At 57.5% G+C, this 15,042-nt stretch carries 12 protein-coding genes; 6 read left to right on the top strand and 6 right to left on the bottom strand.

All coding sequences use genetic code 11. The annotated features are described in order from the left end of the window. Positions 1–185: 185 nt before the first annotated feature. Positions 186–839: an isoprenoid biosynthesis glyoxalase ElbB gene (gene elbB, locus CRO87_RS09410; RefSeq protein WP_097162666.1), complete on the top strand. Its 654-nt coding sequence runs from the start codon at positions 186–188 to the stop codon at positions 837–839. After that, a complete protein-coding gene (gene mtgA, locus CRO87_RS09405) occupies positions 836–1,561 on the top strand; it encodes a monofunctional biosynthetic peptidoglycan transglycosylase (protein WP_097162665.1) in 726 nt (241 codons plus the stop codon). The genes elbB and mtgA overlap by 4 nt, the downstream gene beginning before the upstream one ends. Before the next feature lie 37 nt (positions 1,562–1,598). Here the strand turns inward: mtgA and CRO87_RS09400 are convergent, their stop codons facing one another. From CRO87_RS09400 to pepA, 4 genes are all read right to left on the bottom strand, one after another. Further along, positions 1,599–2,102: a GNAT family N-acetyltransferase gene (locus tag CRO87_RS09400; RefSeq protein ID WP_097162664.1), complete on the bottom strand. Its 504-nt coding sequence runs from the start codon at positions 2,100–2,102 to the stop codon at positions 1,599–1,601. 120 nt (positions 2,103–2,222) lie between these two features. Continuing rightward, positions 2,223–5,078: a valine--tRNA ligase gene (locus CRO87_RS09395; RefSeq protein WP_097162663.1), complete on the bottom strand. Its 2,856-nt coding sequence runs from the start codon at positions 5,076–5,078 to the stop codon at positions 2,223–2,225. Continuing rightward, positions 5,078–5,521 (bottom strand): DNA polymerase III subunit chi, encoded by a 444-nt coding sequence (holC, locus tag CRO87_RS09390; RefSeq protein WP_097162662.1) that lies wholly within the window; start codon positions 5,519–5,521, stop codon positions 5,078–5,080. The genes CRO87_RS09395 and holC overlap by 1 nt, the downstream gene beginning before the upstream one ends. A gap of 190 nt (positions 5,522–5,711) precedes the next feature. Beyond that, on the bottom strand, positions 5,712–7,223 hold the full coding sequence (pepA, locus tag CRO87_RS09385) for a leucyl aminopeptidase (protein ID WP_097162661.1): 1,512 nt from the start codon (positions 7,221–7,223) through the stop codon (positions 5,712–5,714). Between the two features lie 267 nt (positions 7,224–7,490). Between pepA and lptF the strand changes: the two genes are divergently transcribed. Continuing rightward, positions 7,491–8,591: an LPS export ABC transporter permease LptF gene (lptF, locus tag CRO87_RS09375; RefSeq protein ID WP_097162660.1), complete on the top strand. Its 1,101-nt coding sequence runs from the start codon at positions 7,491–7,493 to the stop codon at positions 8,589–8,591. Beyond that, positions 8,591–9,673, top strand: coding sequence for an LPS export ABC transporter permease LptG (lptG, locus tag CRO87_RS09370; RefSeq protein WP_097162659.1), 1,083 nt, complete (start codon positions 8,591–8,593; stop codon positions 9,671–9,673). Before lptF ends, lptG begins: the two co-directional genes overlap by 1 nt. 85 nt (positions 9,674–9,758) lie before the next feature. On the opposite strand, the gene CRO87_RS09365 is transcribed toward lptG, so the two are convergent. Beyond that, complete coding sequence (locus CRO87_RS09365; RefSeq protein ID WP_097162658.1) at positions 9,759–10,889, bottom strand: MFS transporter; 1,131 nt, start codon at positions 10,887–10,889, stop codon at positions 9,759–9,761. 95 nt (positions 10,890–10,984) lie between these two features. On the opposite strand from CRO87_RS09365, the gene CRO87_RS09360 reads away from it, so the two are divergent. Then, positions 10,985–11,758 carry a helix-turn-helix transcriptional regulator gene (locus CRO87_RS09360; protein ID WP_097162657.1) on the top strand — a complete coding sequence of 258 codons (774 nt, stop codon included), beginning with the start codon at positions 10,985–10,987 and terminating at the stop codon, positions 11,756–11,758. 3 nt (positions 11,759–11,761) lie between these two features. Here the strand turns inward: CRO87_RS09360 and CRO87_RS09355 are convergent, their stop codons facing one another. Continuing rightward, the gene (locus tag CRO87_RS09355) at positions 11,762–13,264 is read right to left on the bottom strand and encodes a helicase HerA-like C-terminal domain-containing protein (RefSeq protein WP_097162656.1); all 1,503 of its coding nucleotides are present in this window, start codon (positions 13,262–13,264) and stop codon (positions 11,762–11,764) included. A gap of 136 nt (positions 13,265–13,400) precedes the next feature. On the opposite strand from CRO87_RS09355, the gene CRO87_RS09350 reads away from it, so the two are divergent. Further along, positions 13,401–15,041, top strand: coding sequence for a dihydroxyacetone kinase subunit DhaK (locus CRO87_RS09350; RefSeq protein ID WP_097162655.1), 1,641 nt, complete (start codon positions 13,401–13,403; stop codon positions 15,039–15,041). The last annotated feature ends 1 nt before the right edge of the window (position 15,042 follow it).

Here is a 15,042-nt window from a genome sequence, read left to right as displayed (position 1 = left end):
AACGTGGCTGCGCCTTAATAGTTTTCATTATGTTGAACAGACGCGGCCTGAGAATTTAGGCTGCACGCTCATTAAGATAGCAAAACTTAAATGACTTGTTACGTAAATCAGTAAAATGTGTGAAGCGCGGCGATTAAATCAAAAATACTGATAAGCTTCATACGCTTGCAATAAGGATACGCGGGATGAAAAAAATAGGCGTGGTACTGAGCGGCTGCGGTGTTTATGACGGCAGTGAAATTCATGAAGCAGTAATCACCCTGCTGGCCATTGCCCGTAGCGGCGCTCAGGCGGTCTGTTTCGCGCCGGATAAAGCCCAGTCGGATGTGATCAACCATCTAGCAGGCGAATCAATGGCGCCTGAGCGCAATGTGCTGATCGAAGCGGCGCGTATTGCACGGGGCGAGATCCAGCCGCTGTCAAAAGCGAGCGAGAGCGAACTGGACGCGCTGATCGTGCCTGGGGGATTTGGCGCGGCGAAAAATCTGAGTAACTTCGCCGTTCAGGGAAGCCAGTGCTCCGTTGATCCTGAGCTGAAAGCGCTGACGCTGGCGATGCACGCCGCCGGTAAGCCGCTCGGTTTTATGTGCATAGCCCCGGCCATGCTGCCAAAGATTTTCGATTTCCAGCTGCGCATCACCATCGGGACCAACATCGACACCGCCGAAGTGCTGGAAGAGATGGGGGCAGAGCATGTGCCTTGCCCGGTGGATGATATTGTCATTGATGAAGAGAACAAAGTGGTCACCACGCCTGCCTACATGCTGGCGCAGAACATCGCTGAGGCCGCGACGGGTATCGAAAAGCTGGTTGCTCGCGTGCTGGTGCTGTGCGAATGAGTTCTCGTCGTTCGCCTGCCGTCTGGCTGAAACGTATTGTTCTGCGGGTGCTTGTGGTGCTTGCCGTCTTCTGGGGCGGCGGTATTGCGTTATTCAGCGTGCTGCCGGTCCCGTTTTCAGCGGTGATGGTCGAGCGTCAGCTGGGGGCCATTCTTAGCGGCAACTTCCACTATCTGGCACATTCCGACTGGGTCAGCATGGATGAGATGACGCCGTGGATGGGGCTGGCGGTGATTGCGGCAGAAGATCAGAAATTCCCCGACCACTGGGGGTTTGATGTGTCGGCGATAGAAAAAGCGCTGGCGCATAATGAGCGCAATGAAAACCGCATTCGCGGGGCATCAACGCTCTCCCAGCAGACGGCGAAGAATCTGTTCTTGTGGGACGGCAGGAGCTGGCTGCGTAAGGGGCTGGAAGCCGGACTGACCGTTGGGATTGAAACGGTCTGGAGCAAAAAGCGTATCCTGACCGTGTATCTGAACATTGCTGAATTTGGCGAAGGGGTCTTTGGTGTAGAGGCCGCCTCACAGCGTTATTTCCACAAGCCAGCCAGCAAGCTCACGATGTCCGAAGCCGCGCTGTTAGCCGCCGTGTTACCTAATCCGATAAAATTCCGCGCCGATGCGCCGTCCGGCTATGTGCGCAGCCGTCAGGCCTGGATTTTACGTCAAATGCGCCAGCTTGGCGGGGAAGGCTTTATGCGAGAGCATAAACTTTACTGACTCTTATGCCTGCGGCACCGCCGCAGGCAAGTTGCAATCAAAGCACCTTCAGCATCCGCACTTCGCAGTCCACGTGCCCGGTGCAGCCGAGCGGGCCGTCGATATGCTCGAAGCCCAAATGTTCATATAACGCGATGGCTTCTTTCAGAAAAGCGGTGGTTTCCAGATAGCAGCGAGTGAACCCCTGATCGCGTGCGTGATCCATCGCCATCAGCGCCAGCTTCTTCGCCATGCCTTTGCCGCGCACCGTGGGCAGAAAATACATTTTTTGCAGCTCGCAGATATCCGTCTCGCTACATTTCAACGGCGCCACGCCGCCACCGCCCACCACTTTTCCGTCCTGCTCGATGACCCAATAGGCGTGCCCCGGCTGGCTGTAGAGTTGAAACAGCTCGTCGAGATTCGGGTCGGCCACGGTGTAGCCTTTGTCGGCGGTGAGGCCGTATTCGGCAGAAACCTGGCGGATGACCAGAGCGACGGCTGAATTATCCTGTTCAGCGATCCGGCGCAGCGTGATGGCGGCGGGGGTCATAACGTTCATAGCATTACTCGTGGCGGAATGTGACAGATAGTGCAGTTAATAGCACCACAGAAAAGTGAGTGCAAGTGAGGCGTTTTCAGGGAGGAAACCCCTTACGCGGTCGCGTAAGGGGTTAGAGGATTACAGCGCGGCGATCACGGCCTGCTGTTCAATCAGCTTCGCTTTGGCTTCGGCATAACCGTCGAGCTTTTCACGCTCTTTAGCGATGACCGCTTCCGGAGCACGTGCCACAAAGCCTTCGTTTGACAGCTTGCTTTCGATGCGGCTGATTTCGCCTTCGATCTTCGTCACTTCCTTCGCCAGACGCGCCAGCTCATCTTCTTTGTTGATGAGGCCAGCCATCGGGATCAGCAGCTCTGCGCCGTCGATGATTTTGGTCACGGAAACCGGACCTTTGTCATCGGCTGGCAGAACGGTGATGCTCTCCAGACGCGCCATGGACTGCAGGAAGCTCTGGTTGTCGGTCACGCGACGCACGGCGTCTGCGCTGCAACCGCGCAGCAGCAGCTCGAGCGGTTTGCCCGGGGCGATGTTCATTTCCGCACGGATGTTACGCACGGCGATGATCGCCTGCTTCAGCCATTCGGTGTCGGCCAGCGCAGCCTCATCAACCTGAGCGGCATCGAACGCCGGGAAAGGCTGAAGCATGATCGTATCAGCGGTATTGCCGCAGATAACCTTCACGCGCTGCCAGATGGTTTCGGTGATGAATGGAATGATCGGATGCGCCAGACGCAGCAGGCCTTCCAGCACGGTGACCAGCGTGTTGCGGGTGCCGCGCAGTTCCGCTTCCGAACCACCGGTCATCACAGGCTTGGTCAGCTCCAGATACCAGTCGCAGAACTGGTTCCAGGTGAACTCATACAGAATGCCCGCGGCAATGTCGAAGCGGAAGTTGTCCAGCGCTTCGCGGTATGCCTTCACGGTTTGGTTGAATTCGGCGAGGATCCAGCGGTCCGCCAGCGACAGCACTTTTTCGCCGCCGTTGAAGCCGCAATCCTGATCTTCGGTGTTCATCAGCACGAAGCGGCTGGCGTTCCACAGCTTGTTGCAGAAGTTGCGGTAGCCTTCCAGGCGCTTCATGTCCCAGTTGATGTCGCGACCGGTAGAGGCGAGTGCTGCCAGGGTGAAGCGCAGGGCGTCGGTGCCGTGCGGCTCGATGCCGTCCGGGAACTGCTTCTCGGTGCGCTTGGCGATTTTCTCTGCCAGCTGCGGCTGCATCATGTTGCCGGTGCGTTTCTCCAGCAGGTCTGCCAGGGAAATACCGTCGACCATGTCCAGCGGGTCAATGACGTTGCCTTTGGATTTGGACATCTTCTGGCCTTCGTCATCGCGAATCAGGCCAGTCATGTAGATGGTCTTGAACGGGATCTGCGGCTTGCCGTCTTCATCTTTGATGAAGTGCATGGTCATCATGATCATGCGGGCAATCCAGAAGAAGATGATGTCGAAGCCGGAAACCATCACGCTGGTTGGGTGGAACTGACGCAGGGCGTCGGTGTTTTCCGGCCAGCCGAGGGTGGAGAATGTCCACAGCGCAGAGGAGAACCAGGTGTCGAGCACGTCTTCGTCCTGACGCAGTGCAACGTCTGCGCTCAGGTTGTTTTCATGGCGGACTTCTTCTTCGGTGCGGCCAACGTAGACGTTGCCTTCGTTGTCATACCACGCCGGGATGCGGTGGCCCCACCACAGCTGGCGGGAGATGCACCAGTCCTGAATGTCGCGCATCCAGGAGAAATACATGTTTTCGTACTGCTTCGGCACGAACTGGATATCGCCGTTTTCTACCGCTTCCACGGCAGGCTTCGCCAGCACGTCGGCACGCACGTACCACTGGTCGGTCAGCATTGGCTCGATAACCACGCCGCCACGGTCGCCGTATGGCACGGTCAGATCGTGAGGTTTGATTTCTTCCAGCAGACCCAGGGCATCAATGGCGGCAACGATGGCTTTACGCGCAGCAAAACGCTCCAGCTTCTGGAATTCAGCCGGGATGTCGCTGGAATAAACGTCGGACTCTTCGCCTTTGGTGTCGAACACCTGCGCGCTTTCGCGGATATCGCCGTCGAAGGTCAGGATGTTGATCATTGGCAGGGCGTGACGCTTACCAACTTCATAGTCGTTAAAGTCGTGCGCCGGAGTGATTTTCACGCAGCCGGTGCCTTTTTCCATGTCGGCGTGTTCGTCACCCACGATTGGAATGCGGCGGTTTACCAGCGGCAGAATGAGGAATTTGCCAATCAGATCTTTATAGCGTGGATCTTCCGGGTTAACCGCCACGCCGGTATCGCCGAGCACGGTTTCCGGACGGGTGGTGGCAACCACCAGGTAATCTTTACCGTCGGCGGTTTTCGCGCCATCTGCCAGCGGGTAGCGGATATGCCACATGGAGCCTTTCGACTCGCGGTTTTCCACTTCGAGGTCAGAAATGGCGGTGCGCAGTTTCGGGTCCCAGTTGACCAGGCGCTTGCCGCGGTAGATTAAATCTTCTTTGTACAGGCGGACAAAGACTTCTTTCACGGCATTGGAAAGGCCTTCGTCCATGGTGAAACGCTCGCGCTCCCAGTCTACGGAGTTGCCGAGACGGCGCATCTGACGGGTAATGGTGCCGCCGGATTCCGCTTTCCACTGCCAGATTTTGTCGATAAAGGCATCGCGACCGTAGTCGTGGCGGGTTTTCCCTTCTTCAGCGGCAATCTTACGCTCCACCACCATCTGGGTTGCGATACCCGCGTGGTCGGTACCGGCCTGCCACAGGGTGTTTTTACCCTGCATGCGCTGGTAGCGGATCATGGTGTCCATGATGGTCTGCTGGAAAGCATGACCCATATGCAAACTGCCGGTGACGTTCGGCGGCGGGATCATGATGCAGAAGGACTCTTTGCTTTCATCGCCGTTCGGCTTGAAATAGCCCTGCTTTTCCCAGTGCTCGTAAAGCGGCTGTTCGATATCTTGGGGGTTGTATGTCTTTTCCATTATTTCCAGGTTGCCGTATTCAGGTTAAAACCAGCCATGCGGTACGCTTTGTAGCGGTCACGCGCCAGTTGTTTTAAGGAATCTTCGTGTGGGACGAAGTCTATCACTTCTGTGAAAGCGGTGGCAAAATCTGCAAAGCTCACGCGCAGGCTGATTAACAGGTCCCGCGGGCTGCTGTTGCGCTTTTGCGGCCAGGCGATTTCCACCGGCGCTCCGCCACGAGGGCCTTCACCCGACAGGTTGTGCGGCACAAAGCTCTCCGGCGGCCGCGACCATAGCGCCTCATCCAGGCGAATGGCCTGCTTCTCATCTTCACAGGCGATAAGAATGCGTTTCCCCGCTCGCCACCGATCCGCCGCCAGGTCACACACCAGCTGCTCCACGGCGCTCAGGCCGTCTTCGGTGTTGTCGTTGTCGAGCAGGTAGAACGTCGCATTCTTCATAATATGGGGCTTCTTTGCGTGGATTTCAAAAAGGGTGCTGGCCCTCTCCCTAACCCTCTCCCAAGGGAGAGGGAACTTGTTCAGCGCGCTATTTTTCCACTAATGCGGAAGCGCGCGGGGAAATTCTTTCTCCCTCTCCCCACGGGAGAGGGCCGGGGAGAGGGGAACTCCATCCCGTTACTCTTCGCCGTTACTCTTCACCAGAAAAACCGGCGCGGTTCAGCAGGAACTGAGACAGCAGGGCAACCGGACGCCCGGTGGCGCCTTTGGCCTTGCCTGAACGCCATGCGGTGCCGGCGATGTCCAGGTGAGCCCAGTTGTACTTGCGGGCAAAGCGCGACAGGAAGCAGCCAGCGGTAATCGCCCCGCCAGGACGGCCGCCGATGTTCGCCATATCCGCAAAGTTGGTTTCCAACTGCTCCTGATACTCATCGCCCAGCGGCAGACGCCACGCGCGGTCGCCAGCCTGCTCGGAAGCACCGATCAGCTCATGCGCCAGCGGGTTGTGGTTCGACATCAGCCCGGTGATGTGGTGGCCCAGGGCAATCACGCATGCACCCGTCAGCGTTGCCACGTCGATAACGGCTTCAGGTTCGAAGCGCTCCACGTAGGTCAGCACGTCACACAGCACAAGACGGCCTTCGGCGTCTGTGTTCAGCACTTCAACGGTCTGGCCGGACATGGTGGTCAGCACGTCGCCCGGGCGATACGCGCGGCCGCCAGGCATGTTTTCACATCCCGCCAGAATGCCGACAACGTTCAGCGGCAGCTGCAGTTCAGCCACCATGCGCATCACGCCGTAGACTGCCGCCGCGCCGCACATGTCGTACTTCATCTCGTCCATACCTTCGGCAGGCTTGATGGAGATACCGCCGGAGTCGAAGGTCAGGCCTTTGCCAACCAGCACGATTGGGCGGGCATCTTCGGACGGATTGCCTTTGTATTCAATGACCGACATCAGGGACTCGTTCTGCGAGCCGTTGCCGACAGCCAGATAGGAGTGCATGCCCAGCTCTTTCATCTGCTGTTCGCCGATGACGCGGGTGATAACGTTTTTGCTGTAAGAATCTGCCAGCTGACGCGCCTGAGAAGCCAGGTACGCCGCGTTACAAATGTTCGGCGGCATGTTGCCGAGATCTTTCGCTGCTTTGATACCGGCGGCAATCGCCAGACCGTGCTGAATCGCGCGTTCGCCGCTGGTTAATTCGCGGCGGGTTGGCACGTTGAACACCATTTTACGCAGCGGGCGACGCGGCTCACTTTTGTTGGTTTTCAGCTGATCGAAGCTGTACAGCGTCTCTTTCGCCGTCTCAACCGCCTGGCGCACTTTCCAGTAGTTGTTGCGGCCTTTGACGTGCAACTCGGTGAGGAAGCACACCGCTTCCATCGAACCGGTGTCATTCAGCGTATTAATCGTTTTCTGGATAACCTGCTTATACTGACGTTCATCGAGCTCGCGCTCTTTGCCGCAGCCAATCAGCAGAATGCGCTCTGAGAGCACGTTCGGCACGTGATGCAGCAGCAGGGTCTGACCTGGCTTACCTTCAAGCTCGCCACGACGCAGCAGGGCGCTAATATAGCCGTCGCTGATTTTATCAAGTTGTTCGGCGATCGGGGAGAGACGGCGTGGTTCAAAGACGCCAACAACGATACAGGCGCTCCGCTGTTTCTCCGGGCTGCCGCTTTTTACACTGAACTCCATGCACTACGCTCCTGAATCTTAAAGACAACGGCGGTGGCTACGGATAGAATTGCAAGCTTTCGTAACTCATTTCCGCTGTTGCGGTGACTTCGTGTTAATCTTAACGATATCGCGATGTTGGCTCGTCAGAACCGGGTCTGAAACGTAAAGCCGCTGAGTCTTCTAATCTTAGCGATGTTTTCGACGACTCAAGAGAATAAATGACGTTTAAGCCATGAAACAAGCAATTTTCCTGCAATAAGATGGGTTTTAACGGGCGTATTTATAGTGATAATCATAAGATATCTGGTGCGGGAGACGCTGAAAAGCCAGCTTGCGATCCTCTTTATCCTGCTGCTGATTTTTTTCTGTCAGAAATTGGTCAGGATCCTTGGCGCAGCGGTAGACGGTGACATCCCAACGAACCTCGTCCTGTCCCTGTTGGGGCTCGGGGTGCCAGAAATGGCGCAACTTATTCTGCCCCTCAGTCTGTTCCTTGGCCTGTTGATGACCCTGGGCAAGCTCTACACCGAGAGTGAAATCACGGTGATGCACGCCTGCGGCCTGAGTAAAGCCGTGCTGATCAAAGCGGCCATGATCCTTGCGCTGTTCACCGCCATTGTGGCTGCGGTTAACGTCATGTGGGCAGGACCATGGTCCTCACGCCATCAGGACGAAGTGCTGGCAGAAGCCAAAGCTAACCCGGGCATGGCGGCGCTGGCGCAAGGCCAGTTCACCCAGGCGACCGATGGCAATTCAGTGCTGTTTATCGAGAAGGTGAGCGGCAGCCAGTTCCACGACGTCTTTATGGCGCAAATCCGTACTAAGGGGAATGCGCGTCCGTCCGTCGTCGTCGCCGACTCCGGGCACCTCTCTCAGCAAAAAGATGGCTCTCAGGTAGTAAACCTGAATCAGGGGACCCGATTCGAGGGTACCGCCATGCTGCGTGACTTCCGCATCACCGATTTTAAAGATTATCAGGCGATTATCGGCCACCAGACGGTGGCGCTGGATCCGAACGATACCGAACAGATGGGCATGAAGGCGTTGTGGATTACCGATTCACCACAGGCTAGCGCCGAGCTGCACTGGCGCCTGACGCTGGTCGCAACCGTGTTTATCATGGCACTGATGGTGGTGCCGCTCAGCGTGGTCAACCCACGTCAGGGGCGCGTGCTGTCTATGCTGCCTGCCATGCTGCTGTATCTGGTGTTCTTCCTGGTGCAGACGTCGCTTAAATCCAATGGCGGCAAGGGAAAAATCGACCCGACTTTGTGGATGTGGGCTATTAACGTGCTCTACTTCGCGCTGGCGGTGGTGTTGAACCTCTGGGATACGGTGCCGATGCGTCGCGTACGTGCGCGAATTAGCGGGAAAGGAGCGGTATAATGCAGCTATTCGGCGTTCTTGACCGCTACATCGGCAGAACCATTTTCACCACCATCATGATGACGCTTTTCATGCTGGTATCGCTTTCTGGCATCATTAAATTTGTCGATCAGCTGAAAAAGGCCGGGCAGGGCAGCTACGACGCGCTCGGCGCGGGCATGTACACCCTGCTCAGCATCCCGAAAGACGTGCAGATCTTCTTCCCGATGGCGGCCCTGCTGGGCGCGCTGCTGGGGCTTGGCATGCTGGCGCAGCGCAGCGAGCTGGTGGTGATGCAGGCCTCTGGCTTCACCCGCATGCAGGTGGCGATGTCGGTGATGAAAACAGCAATTCCGCTGGTACTGCTGACCATGGCCATCGGCGAATGGGTTGCCCCACAGGGTGAGCAGATGGCGCGTAACCTGCGTGCGCAAGCCATGTATGGTGGGTCGTTGCTCACAACTCAGCAAGGTATGTGGGCGAAAGACGGCAACAATTACATCTTCATCGAACGCATTAAAGGCGACGATGAGCTCGGCGGGATCAGCATTTACAGCTTCAATGACAGCCGCCGTTTGCAGTCCGTGCGCTATGCGGCGTCGGCGAAGTTTGATAAAGACGCGAAGGCCTGGAAGCTGTCGCAGGTGGATGAATCCAACCTGACCGACCCGAAACAGGTTACGGGTTCACAGACCGTTAGCGGCACCTGGAAAACCAACCTCACCCCGGACAAGCTGGGCGTCGTGGCGCTGGATCCGGATGCGCTGTCTATTAGCGGCCTGCATAACTACGTGAAATACCTGAAGTCCAGCGGCCAGGACGCGGGGCGTTATCAGTTGAATATGTGGAGCAAAGTGTTCCAGCCGCTTTCCGTGGCGGTGATGATGCTGATGGCGCTGTCGTTCATCTTCGGCCCGCTGCGCAGTGTACCGATGGGCGTGCGCGTGGTGACCGGGATAAGCTTTGGTTTTGTGTTCTACGTGCTCGATCAGATTTTCGGCCCGCTGACGCTGGTGTACGGTATTCCGCCAGTAGTGGGTGCCCTGCTGCCGAGCGGCAGCTTCTTCCTGATAAGCCTCTGGCTAATGACGCGTAAGGCATAGCTCGCAGCGTTGAAATGAGAAAAGGCAGCCGAAAGCTGCCTTTGTTGTTTTGTGGCCTGGATGCCTAGCACCACCGGGCAATCAATCACAGCTCCCTTCTGTAAGCCCTCGCGGCAACCAGCGCGACCAGCGCACAAATGACCAACGTAGCTCCCAGATTCTGGAACATGCCCGATACCGCCAGACCTGCTCCAATCAGAGCGTAATACCCTAACCCGAAGAGCGCACCCGCTGTGCCGCGGCATTCGCCGTAGGCGCTGAGCGCTGAGCTCAGGATTACCGGGATAGCCATCGAGAAGCTGACCATCACCAGTAGCATCGGCAGCAGGAACCACAGCGATGCGCTGCACAGCCAGACTCCAACGCCACCCAGCAGATTCACTCCTCCTGCCAGCAGCAGGATAAGCGTCTGACGGTCGCTGTTTTTGAGCAGCAGACGGTTAATCTGCGCCCCCAGCAGCGAGCCGCCGGCCAGCACCAATCCGGTTAAACCGAAGGCGCTGGCGCTGAGCTTCAGCGTGGCAAAGATAAACGGTGCCAGGCTGTAATAGCTGAACAGGCTCACGTTCCAAAGAGCGACCAGCAGCGTGGCGAGCAGGATTTTTTTATCCTGAATCATTCGGCTGCCCACCGCCAGTAGCGGGGAGTGGCTGTGCATCGTCGGACGAGTTTCCTCAAGCTTCAGTCCCGTCCACAGCAGTAGGCAAAACGCCAGCAGCGCCAGTGCGCTAAACACACCCTGATAGCCCCAAAGCGTTGCCAGAAGCCCGCCGGAGAACACGCCAATCGCCGGGCTTATTGCCAGAGCAATGCCGATTATGTTGAACAGTCGAGTCAGCGCGGCACCGCTCACTTTATCGCGAAGCAGGGTCTGCACGACGACTGAACAGGCCGCTGCACCAAAGGCGGAACAGACGCGAGCCAGCAGCAGCACCGTAAAGTGATGTGTCAGCAGCGCGACCACGGCGCTCAATGCATACACGGCCAGGCCGAGCAGCAGCGCCGGACGACGCCCGAGGGTATCGCACAAGCGGCCCCACACGAGCACGCCGGCGGCAAAGCCAATAAAATAGAGCGAGAGGGTCAGAGAAGCCTGCTCTGCCGTCACGCGGAAATGTTCGCTGATGTCGGTCAGCACCGGGCTGTAAAGGGTTTCCGCAATTTGCGGGAACATCAGCAGCGCTACAGCCAGCGCCAGCAGGGATAACTTCAACATCCTGTACCTCCAGTTAATCAGGAGGCAGCATTGTAGGCGGCGGTGATTTTTCGCATTATAACGATAACGACAATAACTATCGGAAATCGGACATTATGGCGTGGCTTTCTGGAACAACAGAATTTGATCCGGACATCCTTCATCAGCCTGTGATTGGCATCCAGTCTGAGTTGGGCGACCATGATTCCGGGCTGCACTACCACAGAATGGGGCAGATCCTGTTCAGTCGGGAAGGCTGCGTGCGGCTGACCATGAACGACGGCGAGCTGCTGTGCCTGCTGCCGCCCACGCGGGCGGCGTGGATACCGGGCGGTATCAGCCATCGTGCGGAAATGCGCAGTATCGTGGCCTATCGCTCTGTCTGGCTGGATCAGGTGGTTTTCACCTCACTTCCCGATAAACCTGCAATCCTGAGCGTCAATCCGCTGTTAAGGGAATTACTGGAACGTATCGCCGCCAGCGGCTGGCAAACGGACTGGCAGCAGGAGGCAAATGCGCATCTTGTGGGATTGTGCGTGGCGGAGCTGGCGCTGGCAAAGCATGAGCCGATGAGCCTGCATATGCCGCGCGACAGACGTTTGATAATGTTATCAGGGGACACGCTGCCGCCGCCGCTAGCGGAACTGGCGCGCTCCTGCGGGGCGAGTGAAAGAACGCTAAGCAGGATTTTTCAGCGTGAGACGGGAATGGCCTATCAGCCCTGGCGGCAGCAGTGGCGGCTGATGAAAGCCGTCGAGCTGCTGGCGACCGGTGCCAGAGTGACCGACGCTGCTTCGGCGCTGGGCTTTGCCAGCGACAGCGCCTTTATCTATTTTTTCCGAAGCATGACGGGTGAAACGCCGGGTGGTTACATAGACTCCCGGCGCTAGTGCTTAGCGTCGACGCCCGCCGAGCAAACTACCCAACATTCCGCGCACAATCTGATTGGTGATTTGCCGCGTGGCGCTTTTCGCTGCCGTTTGCACCAGACCGTCTTTTTTGCCGCCGCGCGGGCCGGTGGTGCCAAACAGAATGTCTTTCAGACCGCCCAGAATACCGTCGTCGACCTCTGCGCTGGTGCCTTTGGTCGGAGGTGCATCCTGCACATTCGTACTGGCCTGAACGCCATTCTGTAACTTCTCATACGCCGACTCCCTGTCGACAGCGTCTTCATATTTGCCATACAGCGGAGAGTTATTAATCAGCCCATTGCGTTCGTCGTCTGTGACCGGCCCCATACGCGAACTCGGGGCAATCACCATCGCTCGCTCCACCACTGAAGGGCTGCCTTTCTCGTCGAGGAACGACACCAGTGCTTCGCCTGTGCCGAGTTCCTGAATGGCTTTTTCAGTATCAAATGCCGGATTGGCGCGCATGGTCTGCGCAGCAGTTTTCACCGCCTTCTGATCTTTCGGCGTGAACGCTCGCAGGGCATGCTGCACACGGTTGCCAAGCTGGCCCAGCACGTTATCGGGAATATCAGAAGGGTTTTGCGAAACGAAATAGACCCCGACGGCCTTGGAGCGGATAAGGCGGATCACCTGCTCGATTTTATCCAGCAGCACCTGCGGCGCGTCGCTGAACAGCAGATGCGCCTCATCGAAGAAGAACACCAGCTTTGGCTTCTCAAGGTCGCCCGCTTCCGGCAGCTGCTCATACAGCTCCGACAGCATCCACAGCAGGCTCGCCGCATACAGCTTTGGCATCTGATAAAGCTTTTCAGCGCTGAGAATGTTGATGATGCCTTTGCCGCTGCTGTCGGTTTTCATCCAGTCTTTGATGTCGAGCATCGGTTCACCGAAGAAGTGCTCTGCGCCCTGTTGCTCCAGAGTTAGCAGACCGCGCTGGATAGCGCCCACCGATGCCGGACTGATATTGCCGTACTGATTCTGGAACGATTTAGCGTTATCTCCGATGTACTGGGTAATGGCGCGCAGATCTTTAAAATCGAGCAGCAGCAGGCCCTGATCGTCGGCGATGCGGAAGATAATATTCAGCACGCCAGTCTGGACCTCATTGAGATTGAGAAGGCGCGAGAGCAGCAGCGGGCCGAGGTCAGACACGGTAGCGCGCACCGGGTGGCCTTTCTCACCGAAAATATCCCACACGACGACAGGGTTTGCGTGCGGCTGCCAGTCGGTGACGCCGATTTTGCTGAGCCGCTCCATGAGCTTCTCTGAGGCCTGCCCTTCCTTCGCCACGCCCGTCAGATCGCCTTTCACGTCTGCCATAAAGACCGGTACGCCAATCTCTGAGAACGATTCGGCCATCTTTTGCAGGGTGACGGTCTTCCCGGTCCCCGTTGCGCCGGTAATCAGTCCGTGGCGGTTCGCCATGCCGGGCAGTAAATTGAGTTGTAGGTCCTTTGTGCGGGCAATCAGCAGCGGTGAGCTCATGGGTTTTCCTCCGTTTATCCTGCGTCGAGTATAGGCCAAAGTGGCGGAAAATTTGCTCAGGCAATTCCTGACTTTGCGGCGTAATACGCAAGGTGACCTATGCTTTTGCATAGGTATTTCAATTGGGTGGAAGGTAATGTCCAGATTTTTCTTTAATGACCGAAAACAGCTGGTCAACGACGCCGTAGAAGGCATAGTGTTATCCGCGCCGCACGGCAACCTGGTGCGCTTAGACATTGACCCGGCCATCCGCGTGATTGCCCGCGGTGACTGGGATAAAAGCCGGGTGGCGGTGATTTCCGGCGGCGGCTCCGGTCATGAACCTGCACACGCCGGGTTTGTCGGCAAAGGGATGCTCACGGCGGCGGTATGCGGCGACCTGTTTGCCTCGCCGAGCGTCGATGCGGTGCTGAACGCCATTGTGGCAGTAACGGGCGATCGCGGCTGCCTGCTGATCGTCAAAAACTACACCGGCGACCGGCTGAACTTCGGCCTGGCGGCAGAAAAAGCTAAGCGCTATGGCCTGAAGGTAGAGATGGTGATAGTCGCCGATGACATCGCGTTGCCGGACAACAAGCAGCCGCGCGGCATTGCGGGTACCGCGCTGGTGCATAAAATTGCGGGCTACGCCGCCGAACAGGGAAAAACGCTTAACGAGGTGCGCCATATTGCGCAGCAGGCGTGCGACAGCGTGTACAGCCTCGGCGTGGCGATGGAAAGCTGTAATCTACCGGGCAGCGATGACGAAGCCGGGCGCATCAAGCCGGGGCATATCGAGCTTGGGCTTGGCATTCATGGCGAACCGGGCGCGTCGGTGGTCGAAAGCCATAACAGTAAAGCCATCATCGACAAGCTGGTGGCGGCCCTGAAAGCCAAAACGGGCGATGCAAAGGTGGCGGTGCTCATCAATAATCTCGGCGGCGTATCGGCGCTGGAGATGGCGTTGCTGACCAAAGAGCTGGCGCATTCGGCGCTAAAGGATCAGATTGGCTGGCTGATTGGCCCCGCAGCACTGGTCAGCTCGCTGGATATGAAAGGTTTCTCGCTTTCTGTCCTGAAGCTCACGCCCGAATTTGAGCAGGCGTTGCAGGCCGAAGTTGAAACCATCGGCTGGCAAAAACCTGTGGCGTTCGCACCGCTGAAAACACTGAAGCACGGCAAAATTCACGACAGCGTCGACACCACGCCATCCGATAACGAGCAGGTGAAAGCGCTGGTATTGGGCACGACACAGACGTTAATCGAACTGGAAAACCGCCTCAACGCGCTGGATGCGAAAGTGGGCGATGGCGATACCGGCTCGACCTTTGCGGAAGGCGCGCGGGATATCGCGCAGCTCCTGAATGCGGGCAAACTCCCGCTTAACGACAGCGCGCAGCTTATGCAGCTTATTGGCGAGAGGCTGGCAACGGTCATGGGCGGGTCGAGCGGCGTACTGATGTCGATTTTCTTCACCGCTGCGGGCCAGGCCGTGCACGAAGGCAACGCATTGCCCGATGCGCTTCTGAAAGGTCTGCAACAGATGAAGCACTACGGCGGAGCGGGCCTCGGTGACAGAACGCTTATCGATGCGCTGCAACCGGCTCTGGAAGCGCTACGGGATCAGAATCTGAATGCGGCAATCGAAGCCGCGAAAACGGGGGCCGAGAGTACGGCGAGAATGCAAAAAGCGGGAGCCGGGCGGTCGTCTTATGTTAACCAGGAAAACCTGGACGGCGTGGCCGATCCTGGGGCGGTTGCGGTGGCAGAGGTATTTGCGGCGTTGAAAAAGGTCTGAA

The sequence above is a fragment of the Enterobacter sp. CC120223-11 genome (assembly GCF_900215375.1).
Classification (GTDB): Bacteria; Pseudomonadota; Gammaproteobacteria; order Enterobacterales; family Enterobacteriaceae; genus Scandinavium.
Note: the sequence above shows the minus strand (reverse complement) of the source record. Positions and strands in the feature narration are given on the sequence as shown.

Coding starts and splice junctions, on each gene's coding strand:
- pepA (WP_097162661.1), bottom strand. CDS start 7,223: ATGGAGTTCAGTGTAAAAAGCGGCAGCCCGGAGAAACAGCGGAGCGCC.
- holC (WP_097162662.1), bottom strand. CDS start 5,521: ATGAAGAATGCGACGTTCTACCTGCTCGACAACGACAACACCGAAGAC.
- lptG (WP_097162659.1), top strand. CDS start 8,591: ATGCAGCTATTCGGCGTTCTTGACCGCTACATCGGCAGAACCATTTTC.
- CRO87_RS09365 (WP_097162658.1), bottom strand. CDS start 10,889: ATGTTGAAGTTATCCCTGCTGGCGCTGGCTGTAGCGCTGCTGATGTTC.
- CRO87_RS09350 (WP_097162655.1), top strand. CDS start 13,401: ATGTCCAGATTTTTCTTTAATGACCGAAAACAGCTGGTCAACGACGCC.
- CRO87_RS09360 (WP_097162657.1), top strand. CDS start 10,985: ATGGCGTGGCTTTCTGGAACAACAGAATTTGATCCGGACATCCTTCAT.
- elbB (WP_097162666.1), top strand. CDS start 186: ATGAAAAAAATAGGCGTGGTACTGAGCGGCTGCGGTGTTTATGACGGC.
- CRO87_RS09395 (WP_097162663.1), bottom strand. CDS start 5,078: ATGGAAAAGACATACAACCCCCAAGATATCGAACAGCCGCTTTACGAG.
- mtgA (WP_097162665.1), top strand. CDS start 836: ATGAGTTCTCGTCGTTCGCCTGCCGTCTGGCTGAAACGTATTGTTCTG.
- CRO87_RS09400 (WP_097162664.1), bottom strand. CDS start 2,102: ATGAACGTTATGACCCCCGCCGCCATCACGCTGCGCCGGATCGCTGAA.
- CRO87_RS09355 (WP_097162656.1), bottom strand. CDS start 13,264: ATGAGCTCACCGCTGCTGATTGCCCGCACAAAGGACCTACAACTCAAT.